At 40.4% G+C, this 16,018-nt stretch carries 13 protein-coding genes; 10 read left to right on the top strand and 3 right to left on the bottom strand.

Annotated features, from left to right (window positions below):
- The first annotated feature begins 139 nt into the window (after positions 1-139).
- On the top strand, positions 140-1,492 hold the full coding sequence (locus tag IGI46_RS20570; protein WP_429965978.1) for an esterase/lipase family protein: 1,353 nt from the start codon (positions 140-142) through the stop codon (positions 1,490-1,492).
- Between the two features lie 201 nt (positions 1,493-1,693).
- Here the strand turns inward: IGI46_RS20570 and IGI46_RS20565 are convergent, their stop codons facing one another.
- Entirely contained in the window at positions 1,694-2,746 is a 1,053-nt protein-coding gene (locus IGI46_RS20565; protein WP_429965979.1) for a hypothetical protein, read from the bottom strand.
- 859 nt (positions 2,747-3,605) lie between these two features.
- Between IGI46_RS20565 and IGI46_RS20560 the strand changes: the two genes are divergently transcribed.
- A complete protein-coding gene (locus IGI46_RS20560; protein WP_429965980.1) occupies positions 3,606-5,267 on the top strand; it encodes a peptide ABC transporter substrate-binding protein in 1,662 nt (553 codons plus the stop codon).
- A 10-nt stretch (positions 5,268-5,277) separates the two neighbouring features.
- On the opposite strand, the gene IGI46_RS20555 is transcribed toward IGI46_RS20560, so the two are convergent.
- Positions 5,278-5,607 carry a DUF3899 domain-containing protein gene (locus tag IGI46_RS20555; RefSeq protein ID WP_429965981.1) on the bottom strand — a complete coding sequence of 110 codons (330 nt, stop codon included), beginning with the start codon at positions 5,605-5,607 and terminating at the stop codon, positions 5,278-5,280.
- 161 nt (positions 5,608-5,768) lie between these two features.
- Between IGI46_RS20555 and opp3b the strand changes: the two genes are divergently transcribed.
- From opp3b to IGI46_RS20535, 4 genes are all read left to right on the top strand, one after another.
- The gene (opp3b, locus tag IGI46_RS20550) at positions 5,769-6,710 is read left to right on the top strand and encodes an oligopeptide ABC transporter permease (protein WP_429965982.1); all 942 of its coding nucleotides are present in this window, start codon (positions 5,769-5,771) and stop codon (positions 6,708-6,710) included.
- Positions 6,710-7,744 (top strand): ABC transporter permease, encoded by a 1,035-nt coding sequence (locus IGI46_RS20545; protein ID WP_207701651.1) that lies wholly within the window; start codon positions 6,710-6,712, stop codon positions 7,742-7,744. The genes opp3b and IGI46_RS20545 overlap by 1 nt, the downstream gene beginning before the upstream one ends.
- A gap of 8 nt (positions 7,745-7,752) precedes the next feature.
- Positions 7,753-8,820 (top strand): ABC transporter ATP-binding protein, encoded by a 1,068-nt coding sequence (locus IGI46_RS20540; protein ID WP_429965983.1) that lies wholly within the window; start codon positions 7,753-7,755, stop codon positions 8,818-8,820.
- A 113-nt stretch (positions 8,821-8,933) separates the two neighbouring features.
- Complete coding sequence (locus IGI46_RS20535) at positions 8,934-9,887, top strand: ABC transporter ATP-binding protein (RefSeq protein ID WP_429965984.1); 954 nt, start codon at positions 8,934-8,936, stop codon at positions 9,885-9,887.
- A 266-nt stretch (positions 9,888-10,153) separates the two neighbouring features.
- On the opposite strand, the gene IGI46_RS20530 is transcribed toward IGI46_RS20535, so the two are convergent.
- Entirely contained in the window at positions 10,154-10,972 is an 819-nt protein-coding gene (locus tag IGI46_RS20530) for an alpha/beta hydrolase (protein ID WP_429965985.1), read from the bottom strand.
- Positions 10,973-11,117: 145 nt separating this feature from the next.
- On the opposite strand from IGI46_RS20530, the gene allC reads away from it, so the two are divergent.
- The 4 genes from allC to fdrA are packed head-to-tail and all read left to right on the top strand — an operon-like array spanning position 11,118 to position 16,013.
- On the top strand, positions 11,118-12,347 hold the full coding sequence (gene allC / locus IGI46_RS20525) for an allantoate deiminase (RefSeq protein ID WP_429965986.1): 1,230 nt from the start codon (positions 11,118-11,120) through the stop codon (positions 12,345-12,347).
- Positions 12,348-12,364: 17 nt separating this feature from the next.
- The gene (gene allE, locus IGI46_RS20520; RefSeq protein WP_429965987.1) at positions 12,365-13,150 is read left to right on the top strand and encodes a (S)-ureidoglycine aminohydrolase; all 786 of its coding nucleotides are present in this window, start codon (positions 12,365-12,367) and stop codon (positions 13,148-13,150) included.
- Between the two features lie 21 nt (positions 13,151-13,171).
- The gene (gene allD / locus IGI46_RS20515) at positions 13,172-14,236 is read left to right on the top strand and encodes an ureidoglycolate dehydrogenase (protein WP_429965988.1); all 1,065 of its coding nucleotides are present in this window, start codon (positions 13,172-13,174) and stop codon (positions 14,234-14,236) included.
- Between the two features lie 19 nt (positions 14,237-14,255).
- A complete protein-coding gene (gene fdrA, locus IGI46_RS20510; protein ID WP_429965989.1) occupies positions 14,256-16,013 on the top strand; it encodes an acyl-CoA synthetase FdrA in 1,758 nt (585 codons plus the stop codon).
- Positions 16,014-16,018 lie beyond the last annotated feature (5 nt).

Genomic DNA, 16,018 nt, shown 5'->3' with positions numbered 1-16,018 from the left:
AAAAGTATAAAGTATTTTAGTCTGAGAGAAAACAACTTAATTGATAGTTGCTTGGAAGGACACTACTAAAGAAGATCGGTAGCAGGAAAAGGAGTATGCTATACTTTATAGAGAAGGAAAGTTTGGGGAAAGGGTGATTGTGTTGCGTTCGTTTCTGATAAGAGATGCCAGCTACACCTTTATTTATGGTTTCTTGTATAATTTATGTATTTTGGTTCCGATTATCGCCTCTATAAGGGTGTCGGGATTCTTGGTTAAGCTAATTATTTTTATTGCCGGTTTTGTGGCGGCTTTAGTACTGATTCATCATTTTCCTAAGAAACAATTTGAGCGTAAGCATCTAAGTGTTTTATATAGCGGCTGCTTATCGTTGAAGATTTTTATCATGAGTTGTTTGTTGATGCTGGTAACGGTGCTGTTTTTATTGCTGCTTAAGCAGATTTTTTGGCCAGTTTTTTTAGGTGGAGTGGCCTGGTTTATTTTACTGGAGACCGTTTTATTTTGGAACGGGATGCTTCGTGTCTTTCTGTCTTCTGTTCAGTTAGGATTGCAAATGCGAATAATCGCAGCGCTTTGCGGCTGGATTCCCTTAGTGAATATTTACATGCTGCTAAAAGTGATTGCTATTGTTGAACAAGAACTAGCTTTTGAATATAAAAAGGATTTAGTCGATGAAGTAGCAGCAGAAACGCAGCAGTGCCTCACCAAATACCCGATCCTGCTGGTTCATGGCGTATTTTTTCGAGATATTGAGTATTTAAATTACTGGGGACGAATTCCACGGTTTCTAAAACAACGGGGAGCCGAGATTTATTACGGCAATCAAGAATCTGCACAGGCAGTTGCTTATTGTGGTCAGCAGCTGGCCGAACAGATCATGAAAATTGTTGAAGAGACTGGCTGTGAGAAAATAAACATTATCGCTCATTCCAAGGGCGGACTGGATAGCCGCTATGCTATATCAAATTGCGGCGTTGTTTCTTATGTCGCTTCGTTGACCACGATTAATACACCGCATCAAGGCTGTATTTTTGCCAATTATTTATTGAAAAATGCGCCTGCAAGATTAGTTAAGGTGGTTGAGACTGTTTACAATGGTGCCTTCCAAAAACTGGGAGATTATAATCCTAACTTTTTGACAGCTGTCAGTGATTTGAGTGATGAAGCTTGTCTGAAACTCAATCAGCAAATGCCTAATGTGGATGGTGTTTATTACCAAAGCGTTGCAACTTTTGTCAAGAAAGCTTCTAGCGGAAAATTCCCTTTGAATCTCTTTTACCCAGTCGTCAAGCATTTCGATGGTCGAAATGATGGGCTGGTTTCAGTAGAGTCAGCTGGCTATTTCGATGAGACGTTGTTAATTGAACCACCCGCGAAACGCGGTATTTCTCACGCCGATGTCATTGACTTAACCCGAGAAAATATTGAGGGCTTTGATGTTCGCGAATTTTACAAAGATCTGATTGTCGATTTAAAAGAGAAGGGCTATTAGTCTCAGCCACACGAGTAAAAAGCTATTCAAGGTCGCCAGCTGTGGCGGCTTTTTTTCGTGTGCAAAGAAATTATAGAATAGTCAACTTAACATAATGAGAGCTGCAGTGTCTGACTTCATAAACTAGCTTTATCAGTAATAGTGAAAAAATAGATCAATGGATTCACAATGTCTTGCTCACTATGGGAAAGGGTAATTATGCTACTTCCTTTTTTTCCCACGCCGTTTATTTTGATGTTTCTTTCCTCTTCGCAGCTCTTGAAGTTGCTTTATACGTTCCTCTCGAGTGAGCATTTTTTTCACTGAAGGGGTTTGAGTCTGGACTTGTTCTTTTTGTTTTTCCTGCTCTAGCTGCATATCACGAAGGCTTTTTCCTTCAAGAATGGCCTTCATTGCCAAGTCAGGAAGTTCTTCTTGAGAAACGGAGGAAGGGTCAAATTCTTTCAATAAGAAATCACGTTTGGCATTTGCGTCGCTTTCGTTTATCGATTCATGAAGGCCATGGGTATGCGGTATTTCTTGGTTAGACGTTCGAATTTTGTGATCTTGAGTAAATGTATTTTCTTCGACGGGAGCACTCTGGATGGTTATTGGCAATAATTTTCCTGCTTTTTCCCGCAAATCAGCCGCTTCTTCTTCATTTCTGCGATCAAAACCTGATTCATAAGTTAGGAAATCAGCATAAATTGGTTCAACAAAACGACGAACGCCATCTTTTTCAAAAATATTCAGTGTTCCTAAAATTGATAGCAAAGCATAGTGTTGATCTTTAGTAATGTTGGGGTTGACATTGCTCAGGCTCCAGCTGTGTCTTTTGCCATTGCCATCCTTGAAGTAAGAGAGCATGTTGGTTTTCTTTTTGGTAGGATTTTCGCCTGAGATCAGTAATGGCCGCAGGTCTTCTATGTATGCACGGGTGCTCTCAGTTAATTGTTCAAATTCTTCTTGGCTGTTAAATAAGCGATTAACAACAGCAGCCCATTCGCTCTCGTTAAAATAATCGCGGAAATAAACGCAAGAAAGAGGAATTGTACGAACCTCTTCATTCTCTAAGAAAAGTGAACGGATTAAATCCTTCGCAACAAAAGAAAAATCTGAAGCGCTTAAACCGTTACGCACTGATATAGCGATTGCGCAATAAATGATATGAACAGAATCCTTAGTCTGTTGGTAGTAATCATTCATGAGCTTTTCTAAGTTTTTATATTTGCGAATGCCGAAAATTTGAGATTTGCCTAATTTTAAGTTTGTCATTTTATCTCTCCTAGCTGTTATAAGAATACGTTTACATATTACTACAAAGGCATATGAGAAATCAATAGTGTTTTCTTATTTTTATCAGAGTTATTTAATGCAGCTGCTGTCAATTAGATTACAGATGATATTTTATTAAAACTATTTTAAACAATTGTAATTGCCAGAACTGAGTTTCTGAGGGATGAGAAGGAAATTTTTAATAGAAAAAGTGTTTTTTTACCTATTCGTTTAGATCTGTTTTCTTGAATTTTAGGACTTCCAGCAGTAGGATTTTTCATCAGCTTGTGAGGTTCGGGCTTAAGGAATGTACAGAGAATGAACGAATTTATTGGAACGAATCGTTCGATTAGCACAAAAAATTTGCAAGTGATTAAAATTTTCTGATAGAGACTTTTTGATAAATGTAGTAGTAAGGAAAGGTTTTAGTCTAATTAGTCTATCTATGAACAATACGAGACAAATATTGTTTGATTTTTAAACTATAGTTGGTGAAAATTTGATAAAAAAGATTCGTTGCGAGAGTGGGTTTAAGTTATTTTTCGAAGCTTGTTTTTAATAAGCGAATTGTGTTAGAAGTTTATTAAATCACAATCTTTTTAATTCGAAAAAAATTATTAGAAAAACATATATCTATTACTCATTCTTTTGGTAATTATTTTTATGTTATTTTAAGAAATGGTGAATCGATCCTGATCTTTATTAGAAGCGATTGAAGTGCATTCGTTTTATTTATTATAGTTATTTAACATTATGGTTAAGATAAAATAATTGATTTTTAATGAAGCTTTATCTAGAATACAAAGCATCATCAAAAAACACAGAGTAATCTGAATATTTTAAAAAAAGGGGAATGTATATGAAAAAGATGATGATGTTTGGTGTTATTGCATTAAGTGGAATTGCGCTGGCAGGATGCTATGGCAATAGTAACAGCGACACAGATAGCAGCAGTGGAACAAGCGGCGGCAGCCAAAAAGGTGTTTTTAATGTCGTTGTGCCTCAAGAGATGCCTTCAGCTGATTTATCATTGGCCACAGACACAATAAGTTTTACTGCTTTAAACAATGTATACGAAGGAATTTACCGTTTAGATAAAGATAATAAGCCTCAGGCAGCTGGTGCCAGTGACATGGCCGATGTTAGTGAGGACGGTCTTACTTATAAAGTAAAATTACGAGAAGATGCTAAGTGGTCGAATGGTGATCCGGTAACAGCTCAAGATTATGTTTACGGCTGGCAGCGGACAGTTAAACCGGAAACCGCTTCAGAATATGCCTATTTATTTGAACCGGTAGAAAATGCTGCGGCAATAACTGCTGGTGAAAAGGAACCGACTGAATTAGGAATTAAAGCCGTGAATGACCACGAATTAGAAATTACATTAGCTCAGGCAACTCCTTATTTCCAATACTTATTGGCTTTCCCATCTTTCTTCCCACAAAATCAAAAGGTGGTAGAAGAAAACGGAAAGGAATATGCTACTAAAAGTGACAAAGCAGTTTATAATGGTCCCTTTACTTTAGAAGGCTTTAGTGGTCCAGGAACTGATACCGAATGGTCTTACAAGAAAAATGATAATTATTGGGATAAGGATACAGTTCAATTGTCTGACATCAATGTTAGTGTAGTCAAGGAATCGTCCACTGCTTTGAATCTGTTTAAGGATGGGCAAGAAGATGATGTCATTCTCTCTGGAGAGCTGGCACAGCAAAATGCTAATGATCCTAGCTACCAATCCTTTAAAGAAGCGTCGACCTACTATTTGGAATACAATCAGCGGGAAGAAAATTCTCCATTCCGCAACGAAGATTTGCGCAAAGCGATTTCTTACTCAATTAATCGCGACGCATTAACGAAACAAATTTTAGGTGACGGATCAATTGCTTCGACCGGTTTAGTCCCAGAAGATATGTCCAAGAATCCAGAAACTGATGAAGACTTTGCCAAAGAAGCAGGCACTCTTGTTTCTTATAATAAAGAAAAAGCTAAGGAGCATTGGGACAAAGCAAAACAAGCATTAAACATAGATTCTCTGAACTTTAACATTTTGGCTTCTGATGCTGACTCCACTAAGAAAATTATTGAATATTTGCAAAGCAGCATTGAAGAGAATTTGCCTGGTGTTACCGTAACACCGACACCAGTTCCGCTGTCTGTTCGTTTGGATCGCTCAAACAATGGTGATTTCGATGTCTTGATGGGTGGCTGGGGTGCTGACTATGTTGACCCAAGCAGCTTCACTAACTTATTCACTACGGGTAATTCATACAATCGCGGACGCTGGAGCAACGCTGATTACGATAAATTGATTGAATCAGCTGGAACGACCAACGCTACTAATGAAACAGCCCGTTGGGAAGATTTGCAAAAGGCCAACAAGCTGATCATGGATGAAATGGGTGTAGCCCCAGTTTATCAAAAAGCAGAAGGTCATCTAATCAATGAAAAAGTAAAAGGAATTGTCCATCATCCGGCAGGTGCCTCATGGGATTACAAATGGACTTCCATTGAAGAATAAAATTTAAGTACTAGCTAAGCAGCAGAAAAAGAAGGGAGACTCCCAATAGCATACCACTAAGGACCAGACTAAAAGTCAGAGGTCCAGCTGGTATTGAGCCTGAAGGGGCCGCCGTCTTTTTCTGTTTTTGCTTATTCAATTGGAAGGATCGATGGAACAGGCGAAAAAAGCCAGAGGATCGCACCCATAGAAAGCCGCTGATAATTATTAGCGGCAAGCTAAATAGGAACAAGCGATCAGACAAGGCTTGGGCAGTTAACGTGTTGGTAAAGCTTGAGTAACCAATTACTGCCAAAATAATAATAATCCCCAAACTAAAGGGAAGGATAATCTTTCTCATAATAGGCTCCTTTTGATTTGTTATCAGTAATTTATCGAAGATCAGAAGGGAAGTCAAAGGATACAGGTTGATGGCTAAATGACTTCCTTAGGTGAGTTGCTTTTACACAACAAAGCTGGAACCGCTTAATGTCAGAATGTGAAAGAGGAGGCGATGGTTCATTGAATAGTTACATAAAGTATTTACTAAACCGTGTATTTTTTATGATTATTACCCTGTGGCTGATTGCGACAGTCACGTTTTTCCTGATGCAGTTATTACCAGGAACTCCTTATACTAATCAGGAGCGTCTAAGCCCGGAAACAATTGAAATGTTAAATCGGCAGGTGGGCTTGGATAAACCCATAATTGTCCAATACGGAATTTACCTATCAAACCTAGTACAGGGCAATTTTGGTATTTCCTTCCAGTTTAAGAATCAGCCGGTTGCGGCTTTATTGGCCGGAAGGATTGGACCTTCTCTACAGCTAGGAGTACAGGCAATTATTTTTGGAACCTTGGCCGGTATTTTGTTAGGAACCATTTCGGCCATGAAGCAAAATACATGGGTGGATACTTCATCTACTTTGATGGCGATTTTGGGTCGTTCGATTCCCAACTTTGTTTTCGCAGTGCTGCTGCAATACGTTTTTGCGATCAAGTTAGGCTGGTTTCCTATCGCTAAGTGGGATGGATTTATCTATACTATTTTGCCGACAGTGGCTTTGGCTATGTCACCATTAGCGGATTCGGCCCGCTTTGTGCGAACCGAGATGGTAGAGGTTCTGCATAGTGATTATGTGGAGCTGGCCCGGGCAAAAGGACTTAGCCGCTGGCAAATTGCTTTCAAGCATGGTTTACGGAATAGTTTGATTCCATTATTAACGTTGATCGGGCCTCTAGCAGTTGCTCTAATGACCGGTTCCTTGGTGGTTGAAAACATTTTTGCCATTCCAGGCATTGGCGAACAGTTTGTTAAGTCAATTACTACAAATGATTATCCAACGATTATGGCAGTGACGATTTTGTACTCCTTTATGCTAGTTGTGGTAATTTTTATCGTAGATATCTTATACGGCTTGGTTGATCCACGGATCCGTCTATCAGAAGGGAGCAAAGGCTAATGGATGTATCGAAACACAAAATCAAGGACCTTCCAGTCAGCGCTTTTGAGCTGCTGCAGGGCAATACCGAAGCGAAACGTGAAGAAATTGCGACGCCTTCCTTGACCTTTTTGCAGGATTCTTGGCGGCGGCTAAAGAAAAATAAAGCAGCTGTTTTATCAATGGCTGCTTTGGGAATCATTATTTTCATCTCGGTGGTGACCATCTTTGTCTCCCCGCATAATCCTACACAGCAAAATGTCGAATACATTAATTTACCGCCGCGGATTCCGGGCTTGAATGTTGATGGACTCAACGGAAAAACGGAAGTGGCTGGTCAAATGGTCGATAAGTATAAGGAAGCAGCTGTTCCAGCCAACGTGAATTTTTTTCTTGGTACGGACGGTTTAGGACGGGATGTGCTTAGTCGTTTATTCATGGGAACCCGAATTTCCTTATTGATTGCTTTTATTGCAGCTTTATTTGATATCACTCTTGGTGTGATTTACGGTCTGATCTCTGGATTAATCGGTGGACGTGTAGACAATGTCATGCAGCGATTTTTAGAAGTTTTATCAGGGATTCCTAATTTGGTGGTTATGATACTGATGTTGGTGGTTTTCAAACCGGGAATTATCTCGATCGTTGCGGCAATGGCGATTACTAACTGGATTCCGATGGCCCGGATTGTCCGGGCGCAGACCCTTAAATTGAAGGATCAGGAATATGTGTTAGCCGGTATGACGCTAGGTGAACCAAAATGGCGAATTGCCTTAAAGCATATTTTGCCCAACATCTCTAGTGTGATTATTATTCAAATGATGTTTAGTATTCCATCGGCGATTTTCTTTGAAGCCTTCTTGAGCTTTATCGGACTGGGGCTGACACCGCCGTCTGCTTCATTAGGAACCCTGCTGAATGACGGATACAAGACTTTCTTATATTTGCCCTACTTGTTATGGATTCCAGCGATTACCATCTCAGTCATTATGATTTGCTTTAATCTGCTGGCGGATGGTGTACGGGATGCCTTTGATCCGAAAATGAAGGAGTGATATCAAGCATGGAAAAAGTTTTAGAAATGAAGAATTTGACAATTTCCTTCGATACTTATGCCGGCAAGGTAAAGGCCATTCGCGGGGTTGATCTTGATTTATATGAAGGGGAAACCTTAGCGATTGTTGGCGAGTCTGGCAGCGGCAAATCAGTTACTAGTCGAGCAATTATGCAGCTTTTGTCGGCTAATGCCAACATCGACAGTGGAGAAGTTCTGTTTAAAAGAGAAGATTTAGTCAAAAAGTCAGAAAAAGAAATGCGAGGAATTCGCGGCAAAGAAATTGCCATGATCTTTCAAGACCCGATGACTTCATTAGACCCAACTATGCCGATTGGCAAACAGGTTGCTGAATCAATGCGAAAGCACAAGAAAGTTTCGAAAAAGGCAAGTATGAATGCTGCGCTTGAGTTACTTGAACTAGTGGGAATCCCTGAGGCTCCCAGCCGCTTGAAGAGCTATCCTCATCAATTCTCAGGTGGTCAGAGACAACGGATCGTTATTGCGATTGCCTTAATCTGCTACCCAGAAATTTTGATTGCAGATGAGCCGACTACTGCTTTGGATGTGACCATTCAAGCCCAGATTTTAGAGCTGTTGAAGGATATTCAGTCGAAGATGAAGACCTCGATTATTTTTATCACCCATGATCTAGGTGTGGTGGCGAATGTTGCTGACCGTGTAGCAGTCATGTACGCTGGAAAAATTGTCGAAGTGGGAACCGCAGAGGAAATTTTCTACAATCCTCAGCATCCTTATACATGGGGATTATTAGGCTCGATGCCGACCTTGGATGATGCGAATGAACGATTATTTGCCATTCCTGGTTCACCACCGGATTTATTAGACCCGCCTAAGGGAGATGCATTTTATCCCCGAAATCCTTTTGCTTTGAAAATTGACACCGAAGAGGAGCCACCCTTTTTTGAATTATCAAAAACCCATAAGGCTGCAACCTGGCTGTTGGCTCCGCAAGCACCAACAGTTACCCCGCCGCAGGAAATTTTACGCCGCTGGGAATTGTTTCAAATCAATCACGCACAAAAGGATGTCAGTTCTGTTTTACGCAGTAACTAAACGTTCACCAATAGAACAATCAAAAGATGTCAATAAATGACAGAGCAAGTTGCTTAGTAAAATAGTATACGACGTTAAAATGATTACAGTAATATTAACTAGGAGGAATTGGGTTGGCAAAAGTCTTATTAGAAGTCAAAGGCCTCAAGCAGTCCTTTAATATAGGAAGGAAAAATGAAGTTAAAGCTGTCAATGATGTCAGCTTTCATATTAATGAAGGAGAAACATTCGGTTTGGTTGGCGAATCCGGCAGCGGCAAATCGACTACAGGCCGTACTATTTTACGACTAAATCAGCCAACGAGTGGAGAGATTATCTACGACGGACACGATGTTACCAAAATCAAAGGCAAAAAAGCGGAAACTGCTTTTAGAAAAGATGTTCAAATGATCTTTCAAGATCCCCATGCTTCACTGAATCCTCGGATGAAGGTGAAAGATATTATTGCCGAAGGGTTGGACGTAAACCGCCTGGTCCAATCAAAACAGGAGAGAGGCCAGCGGGTAAATCAGTTGTTGGAGACGGTGGGCCTGAATCCCAGTCACAGCTCCCGCTATCCTCATGAATTTTCTGGTGGGCAACGACAGCGTATTGGGATTGCGCGGGCGTTAGCTGTAGATCCGCGTTTTATTGTTTGTGACGAACCTATTTCGGCCTTGGATGTATCGATCCAAGCACAGGTAGTCAATTTGCTGCAAGATTTGCAAAAATCCCATGGACTCACTTATTTGTTTATCGCCCATGATCTGTCGATGGTGAAGCATATAAGCGATCGCATTGGTGTAATGTACAATGGGCATTTGCTGGAAATGGGCAGCAGTGAAGATATTTATCGCTATGGTGTTCATCCCTATACCGAAAGCTTGCTGTCAGCCATTCCTTTACCTGATCCAGCTTATGAACGACAACGGCAACGAATTACTTATCAAAGTGATCCCCGAGATAATCAGCAGAGGGAGCTGAGAGAGGTAGCTCCAGGCCATTTCGTTTATACCTCTGCAGAAGAAGTTCCTTATTTTGCGAAAAAACTGCAAAAGAAAAAAGCTGCCGTTCAAGCAGCAAGCTGACTGTTAAAAAGACCAAAAGCCTGTTAAGTGCTTTTGGTCTTTTTTGAGGAATTCAACCAGTTTTTTTATGCGCTATTATTTTGCGATAGGTACTAAATCAACTGAGATTGAATTAAAAGTAAAAAAAGTCTAATTGAGTATGTTTCAAAGATAGTCAGCCAGAGGTCTCTTATTTAGAGGATAAGAAAGTTGTATATAAAAATAAGAAAAGCATTCGCTGAAGTGAGGAGACTCATTTCAGCGAATTTTTATGTCTATCAATATCTTTAATTATGTTTTTTCAACCAGGTTACTAATCGTTCATAAACGTCATCACTTTGAGGATTTTGTTCTCGATCGAAATCATGGACATCAGCGGCTATTTCAATATAGGTTGAGGACACAATAGATTTTGCTAGCTGGCGGGAAGCTTCGACAGGTACATCAGGATCTTGGCTGCAATGGACACAGAGGGTTGGAGGAAACTCCTTTAATTGTTCTTCTTCGACCACCAATTTTTCAGTCATACTTCCTAGATAGCTAAGCCAGTTACCATATTGACGAGCCGATAAATACAAAAGGAAGCGTTCCTCTGAATTGCCTTTACTGATAATTTTTTGAGCATCCATTGGTGGAACTTTAGGATAACGACCATAAAAGGGACTCGGCAAAGTAAAGCAGGCATGTTTAAAATCATGGTAGCCATAAAAGCGAACCAAACCTAGTTGCTCCTTGTACCTATTGGTGGTTAAAATGGAAGCTAAATATCCTCCAGCAGATCGTCCGAAGAGAAAAAAATTAGAAGTTCTCAGCTGTAGTTCATCTTCAAAATGAGTTAAGAACCAGTCCACTGCGTCCTCTAGACAGGAAACAATTTCGCTTAAAGCAGTTTCTGGTGCTAAAGGATAATCAATTGTCAGCACATTGATGCCGTTTTCCACTAGTTGATTAATGTAGGGTAAATCATCACGCTGCCCAAACAGAAAACCGCCACCGTGGAAATAAAGAATGGTAGTTTCTCTCATACTCTCTGCCTGTTGAGGATAAAAAGTCATCTCTAAGACTAAATCACCCAGTCGTTTGTACACAAAATGTTGCGATTTCATAGAATTCCTTCTTTCTACTCTCATTATACGCAATCATTTATGGTTATTCAGCACAAATGAAGGTGCATATTTGTCACTTATGAACAATGAATCGACTGCTTACAGACATTACAATTACTTTAACAACCTAAAGGAGGATTTAGAAATGGCTTTAGAAAAACGATTAGAAGAGAATATCAGCGCTTTATCGAAAATAGGAAGTGATCCAACTGGTGGTATGACACGTTTGCTTTATTCAGATTCTTGGCTGGAGGCCCAAAAATTCGTTGAAGGAAGAATGAAAGAAATTGGACTTGAAACCTCTTTCGATGAAATTGGGAATTTATTTGGTCGAGTAGAAGGAACAAAATATCCCTCAAAAACCATCCTCTCAGGCTCACATATCGATACCGTTGTTAACGGCGGAACCCTTGATGGACAATATGGTGTGATAGCAGCTTATTTGGCTGTTCAACAACTTTTAGAAACACACGGACAACCGTTACGTTCTTTAGAAGTCATTTCGATGGCTGAAGAAGAAGGCAGCCGTTTTCCAACTGTGTTTTGGGGAAGTAAGAATTTCGTTTGTGAAGCCTCAAAAGAACAAGTAGCAACTATTGAGGATTCCAATGGCATAAAATTTGTAGAAGAAATGCATCGTCAAGGCTTTGATTTCGCGTCTGAGGACAAGGTCCGGCGTGATGATATTGAAGCGTTTGTTGAAATTCATATTGAACAAGGAAACGTACTAGAAATGGAAAAGTTTCAAGTTGGTGTAGTGAATAACATCGCTGGCCAAAAGCGCTATACTTTCCAACTGAAGGGAGAAGCGAACCATGCAGGAACGACTCCAATGGGCTACCGACATGATGCAGTGTATGGCTTCTCAAAAATCTGTTCAGGTGTAATTGATCGTGCTTTAGCTGAAGGGGATCCGTTAGTAGTTACCTTCGGAAAAGTAGAACCAAAACCAAACACTGTCAACGTAGTCCCTGGCGAAGTTTTATTCACGATGGACTGCCGACATACAGATGCAGGGGCATTGAATAAATTCGCTGCTGAAGCAGAAGCGTTTATGAAAGAGGTTGCTAAAGAGCACGGCTTGGAATTAGAAATTGATTTATGGATGGATGAAAGTCCCGTACCAATGGATGAATCAATTGTTGCAAAGGTAGAGCAAGCTGCTAAAAACAAAAATATGAAGTATAAAGTGATGCACAGTGGTGCCGGTCATGATTCACAAGTCATTGCTCCTCATTACCCAAGTGCCATGATATTTGTTCCAAGTATTAATGGGATTAGCCACAACCCAGCGGAAGCAACAAACTTAGAAGATCTAGTTGCAGGGGTAGATATCCTGACAGAAGCGTTGTACGAATTAGCATATAAAGAGTAGGAAAGAAGGTAACGTGTGTGGGTTACAAGAATAACAATATTGGGTATGTTGACGGACTTTTAGAATCAAGGGCTGTGATCAAGAAGAATAATTATGCCGTATTGCCTCATGAAGGACTAGTCAATAACGTAATTCCTGGTTTTGAAAACTGTGATTGCTCCATTTTAGGCTCAAAAAAATTAGGTGCAAATTTCGTCGATTTTATTATGACCTTTCAAAAAGACGGTAAAAATACTCAAGGCTTCGGCGGAGAAGGTGTTGAAACCTTAGTATATGTAATCGACGGAAAATTAACCGTAGGTGATGGGGAAGAAACACATGAAGTGACCACTGGTGGTTTTGTATATTTGCCAGCAGGTGTATTAATGTATTTGGAAAATGCTCAAGAAGAAAAGACGGAATTCTTCCTATATAAAAAGCGTTACCAACCAATCAAGGGACAGGAAGCCTATAAAGTAGTTGGCAATATCAATGAGATTGAACCTATTCAATATGAAGGCATGACGGACGTTTTGCTTTGGGATTTTCTGCCAAAGGATTTATGCTTCGACATGAATTTCCATATTTTATCCTTTGAGCCTGGAGCAAGTCACGGATATATTGAAACGCATTATCAGGAACATGGGGCTTATTTGCTTTCAGGCAAGGGAATGTACAATTTAGACAATGAATGGTTGCCAGTGGAAAAGGGCGATTATATTTTTATGAGTGCATATGTGCATCAAGCAGCTTATGCAGTGGGTCGAGATGAGCCGTTAGCGTATGTCTATTCAAAAGATTGTAACCGCGAACCTGAAATTTAAGAAAAGGAAGTAGTTTGTGAGATGGAAGAGACAATCAAAGTTCAGCCTGCAAGATTGCATGAATTGATTCAAGAAAAATTAATCAAGGCAGGTCTAAGAAAAGAACAGGCTGATACAGTTGCAAAGCATCTGGTCTTTGCCGATGCCTGCGGTATTCATTCGCATGGAGCAGTCCGTGTGGATTATTATGCCGAGCGTATCTCAAAAGGTGGCGTGACCATTGATCCAGAAATCACCTTTGAAAAAACCGGGGAAAGTACGGGGATTGTGCATGGCGACAACGGTGTTGGTCAATATGTTGCATTAAGAGGATTAGACTACGCAATGGATATGGCAAAGGAATCTGGAGCTGCAATTGTTGGTGTCAAACGCATGAGTCACTCTGGTGCACTTTCTTACTATGTTAAAAGAGCAGCCGAGGAAAATTTGATTGCGATTTCCATGTGTCAATCTGATCCTATGGTCGTACCTTTCGGGGGTTCAGAAAATTATTTTGGTACCAACCCAATTGCTTTTGCTGTACCAAGAGAAAATGGAGCGCCTGTTGTTTTTGACATGGCGACAACCGTTCAAGCTTGGGGCAAGATACTCGATGCCCGTTCTAAAAATCAGGATATTCCTGATAATTGGGCAGTAGATAGTGAAGGGCATCCAACAACTAATCCGCATGATGTCCATGGATTACTTCCATTAGCTGGGCCAAAAGGTTTCGGTCTAATGATGATGGTGGACGTCCTTTCGGGTATGTTATTGGGATTGCCATTTGGTAAAAATGTTTCCTCAATGTACAGTGATTTAACAGAAAAAAGAAATCTAGGTCAACTATTTATACTAATTGATCCAACCCGTTTTACTGATTTACCTAGCTTCAAGCACAGTGTCGAAACGATGGTAGAGGAGCTGCATACGATTGCCCCGGCTATCGGCTTTCAGCAAGTTTATTATCCAGGAGAAACGAATCAGATAAAATATGATACCTATATGGCTGAGGGGATTCCAGTCACTAAAAAGATTATGGATTATTTGGAAAGTGACACCGTACACTTTAATCAATATGGCGGTACAGGAAGTTTTGCAACGAGTTAGCAGAAAGTGAGGAAAGAAATTGTTATACACAATTATTCAGAAAAATAGTTATCAAGATTCAATTGTACTTATGCTGTTGACCAATCAATTAAATACGATTGCCGGCGTTAAAAAAGCCTCCGTAATGATGGGTACTCCTGCTAACAAAGATATTCTTAAAGCAGGTGGATTGCATACCAGCGAACTAGAAAAAGCTTCGTCAAATGACATGGCGATCGTGTTAGATATTACTAAAAAAGATGAGCAGCTAATCAAAGAAATATTGACAGTAGTCGATGAATATTTGAAAGAAAAAAGCAAGGGCGGCAGCGACAAGGGAACTGAGACTGTGAAAACTTGGGATAAAGCATTAACTCTGGGGAAAGATGCCAATGTGGTAATCTTCTCCATTCCAGGTGCCCATGCAGCTTTAGAAATTGAGCATGCATTGAAAGAAAATAAACACGTCTTTTGCTTTAGCGACAATATCCCTCTAGAAGATGAGGTCCGCTTGAAAAAGCTGGCTCATGACAAGGGGCTGTTACTAATGGGTCCGGATTGTGGAACGGGAATCATCAATGGTATCCCAGTAGCTTTCACCAATGCGATTCGCAAAGGGAGTATTGGTGTCGTTGGGGCATCTGGAACAGGTATTCAGGAAGTGACCACGTTGATTCATAAGTTAGGCGGCGGTGTGACAAACGCTATCGGAACGGGTGGCCGCGATTTGAAGGCTGAAGTTGGTGGAATTACTCTGAAGGACAGTGTGATGACTTTAGAAAGTGATCCAAATACTAAGGTAATTGTCGTGATCTCCAAGCCGCCTGCACCAAATGTAAGAGACGAAGTACTCAATTTGTTAAGAGAATCTACCAAACCAGTAGTAACGATTTTTCTAGGGGAAGAACCAACCGATCATGAAGAGAATCTTTACCGCGCTTATACTTTAGAAGAAGCTGCAGAAATCGCAGTTCAATTAATGAATGATCAAAAAGTAGAACCGAATCGTGAGACCCTGATGGTTCCGGAATATCAATTTAAAACTGGACAAACAGGGATTAAAGGTCTGTATTCAGGTGGCACATTGGCCTATGAAGCAGCAATGCTGATAAAACAAGGGTTAGGCTTAGAGGAAGATCAGCCTAATGAAGATGGTTATATTTTAAAAGCAGGTGCCCATGAAATTTTAGACCTAGGGGACGACATTTACACTCAGGGGAAACCACACCCGATGATTGATCCAACGAAACGTGAAGAAATGTTAGCCGCAGCTGCGGATGAAGAAACGACTGCAGTTATCTTATTAGATGATGTATTGGGTTATGGATCTCATGAAAATATGGCCCGAGAATTAGCACCAACCATCAAAGCAATTAAGGAAAAGGCGCAAAGAGATGGTCGAGAGTTAGCCGTGATTGCTACCATCGTTGGGACAGACGAAGATCCGCAAAATATAGACGAACAAGCTGCCATTCTAGAAGATGCTGGCGTAATTTTGTGCCATAGTAATGCTCAGGCAGTTAAATCAGCTCTAACTATGCTGGGACATCCCGTCACTTTGCCGGAGCGAAAGGTCTTAGCTAAAAAAGCTGGATCAAAGACAACCGACATGCCGTCTGAAGCTATGCTGAATTTATTAACAAATAGTTCCTTCATTAATGTTGGGTTACGTAGTTTCTCTGAAGCGATCACAGGTCATAATGGCCAGGTGGTTCAATTCGACTGGCAGCCAATTGCTGGCGGCAATATTACATTGCAAAAGGCGTTGAATTTCTTAAATAAAGTGGAATTAGGATAGGAGGA

It is taken from the genome of Enterococcus sp. AZ163 (assembly GCF_050498925.1).
GTDB lineage: Bacteria > Bacillota > Bacilli > Lactobacillales > Enterococcaceae > Enterococcus_A > Enterococcus_A ferrettii.
Note: the sequence above shows the minus strand (reverse complement) of the source record. Positions and strands in the feature narration are given on the sequence as shown.

Bases quoted from the DNA above. Each gene is read 5' to 3' on its own strand.
- IGI46_RS20545 (WP_207701651.1), top strand. From the start codon at position 6,710: ATGGATGTATCGAAACACAAAATCAAGGACCTTCCAGTCAGCGCTTTT.
- IGI46_RS20530 (WP_429965985.1), bottom strand. From the start codon at position 10,972: ATGAAATCGCAACATTTTGTGTACAAACGACTGGGTGATTTAGTCTTA.
- IGI46_RS20555 (WP_429965981.1), bottom strand. From the start codon at position 5,607: ATGAGAAAGATTATCCTTCCCTTTAGTTTGGGGATTATTATTATTTTG.
- IGI46_RS20540 (WP_429965983.1), top strand. From the start codon at position 7,753: ATGGAAAAAGTTTTAGAAATGAAGAATTTGACAATTTCCTTCGATACT.
- allD (WP_429965988.1), top strand. From the start codon at position 13,172: ATGGAAGAGACAATCAAAGTTCAGCCTGCAAGATTGCATGAATTGATT.
- allC (WP_429965986.1), top strand. From the start codon at position 11,118: ATGGCTTTAGAAAAACGATTAGAAGAGAATATCAGCGCTTTATCGAAA.
- IGI46_RS20560 (WP_429965980.1), top strand. From the start codon at position 3,606: ATGAAAAAGATGATGATGTTTGGTGTTATTGCATTAAGTGGAATTGCG.
- IGI46_RS20565 (WP_429965979.1), bottom strand. From the start codon at position 2,746: ATGACAAACTTAAAATTAGGCAAATCTCAAATTTTCGGCATTCGCAAA.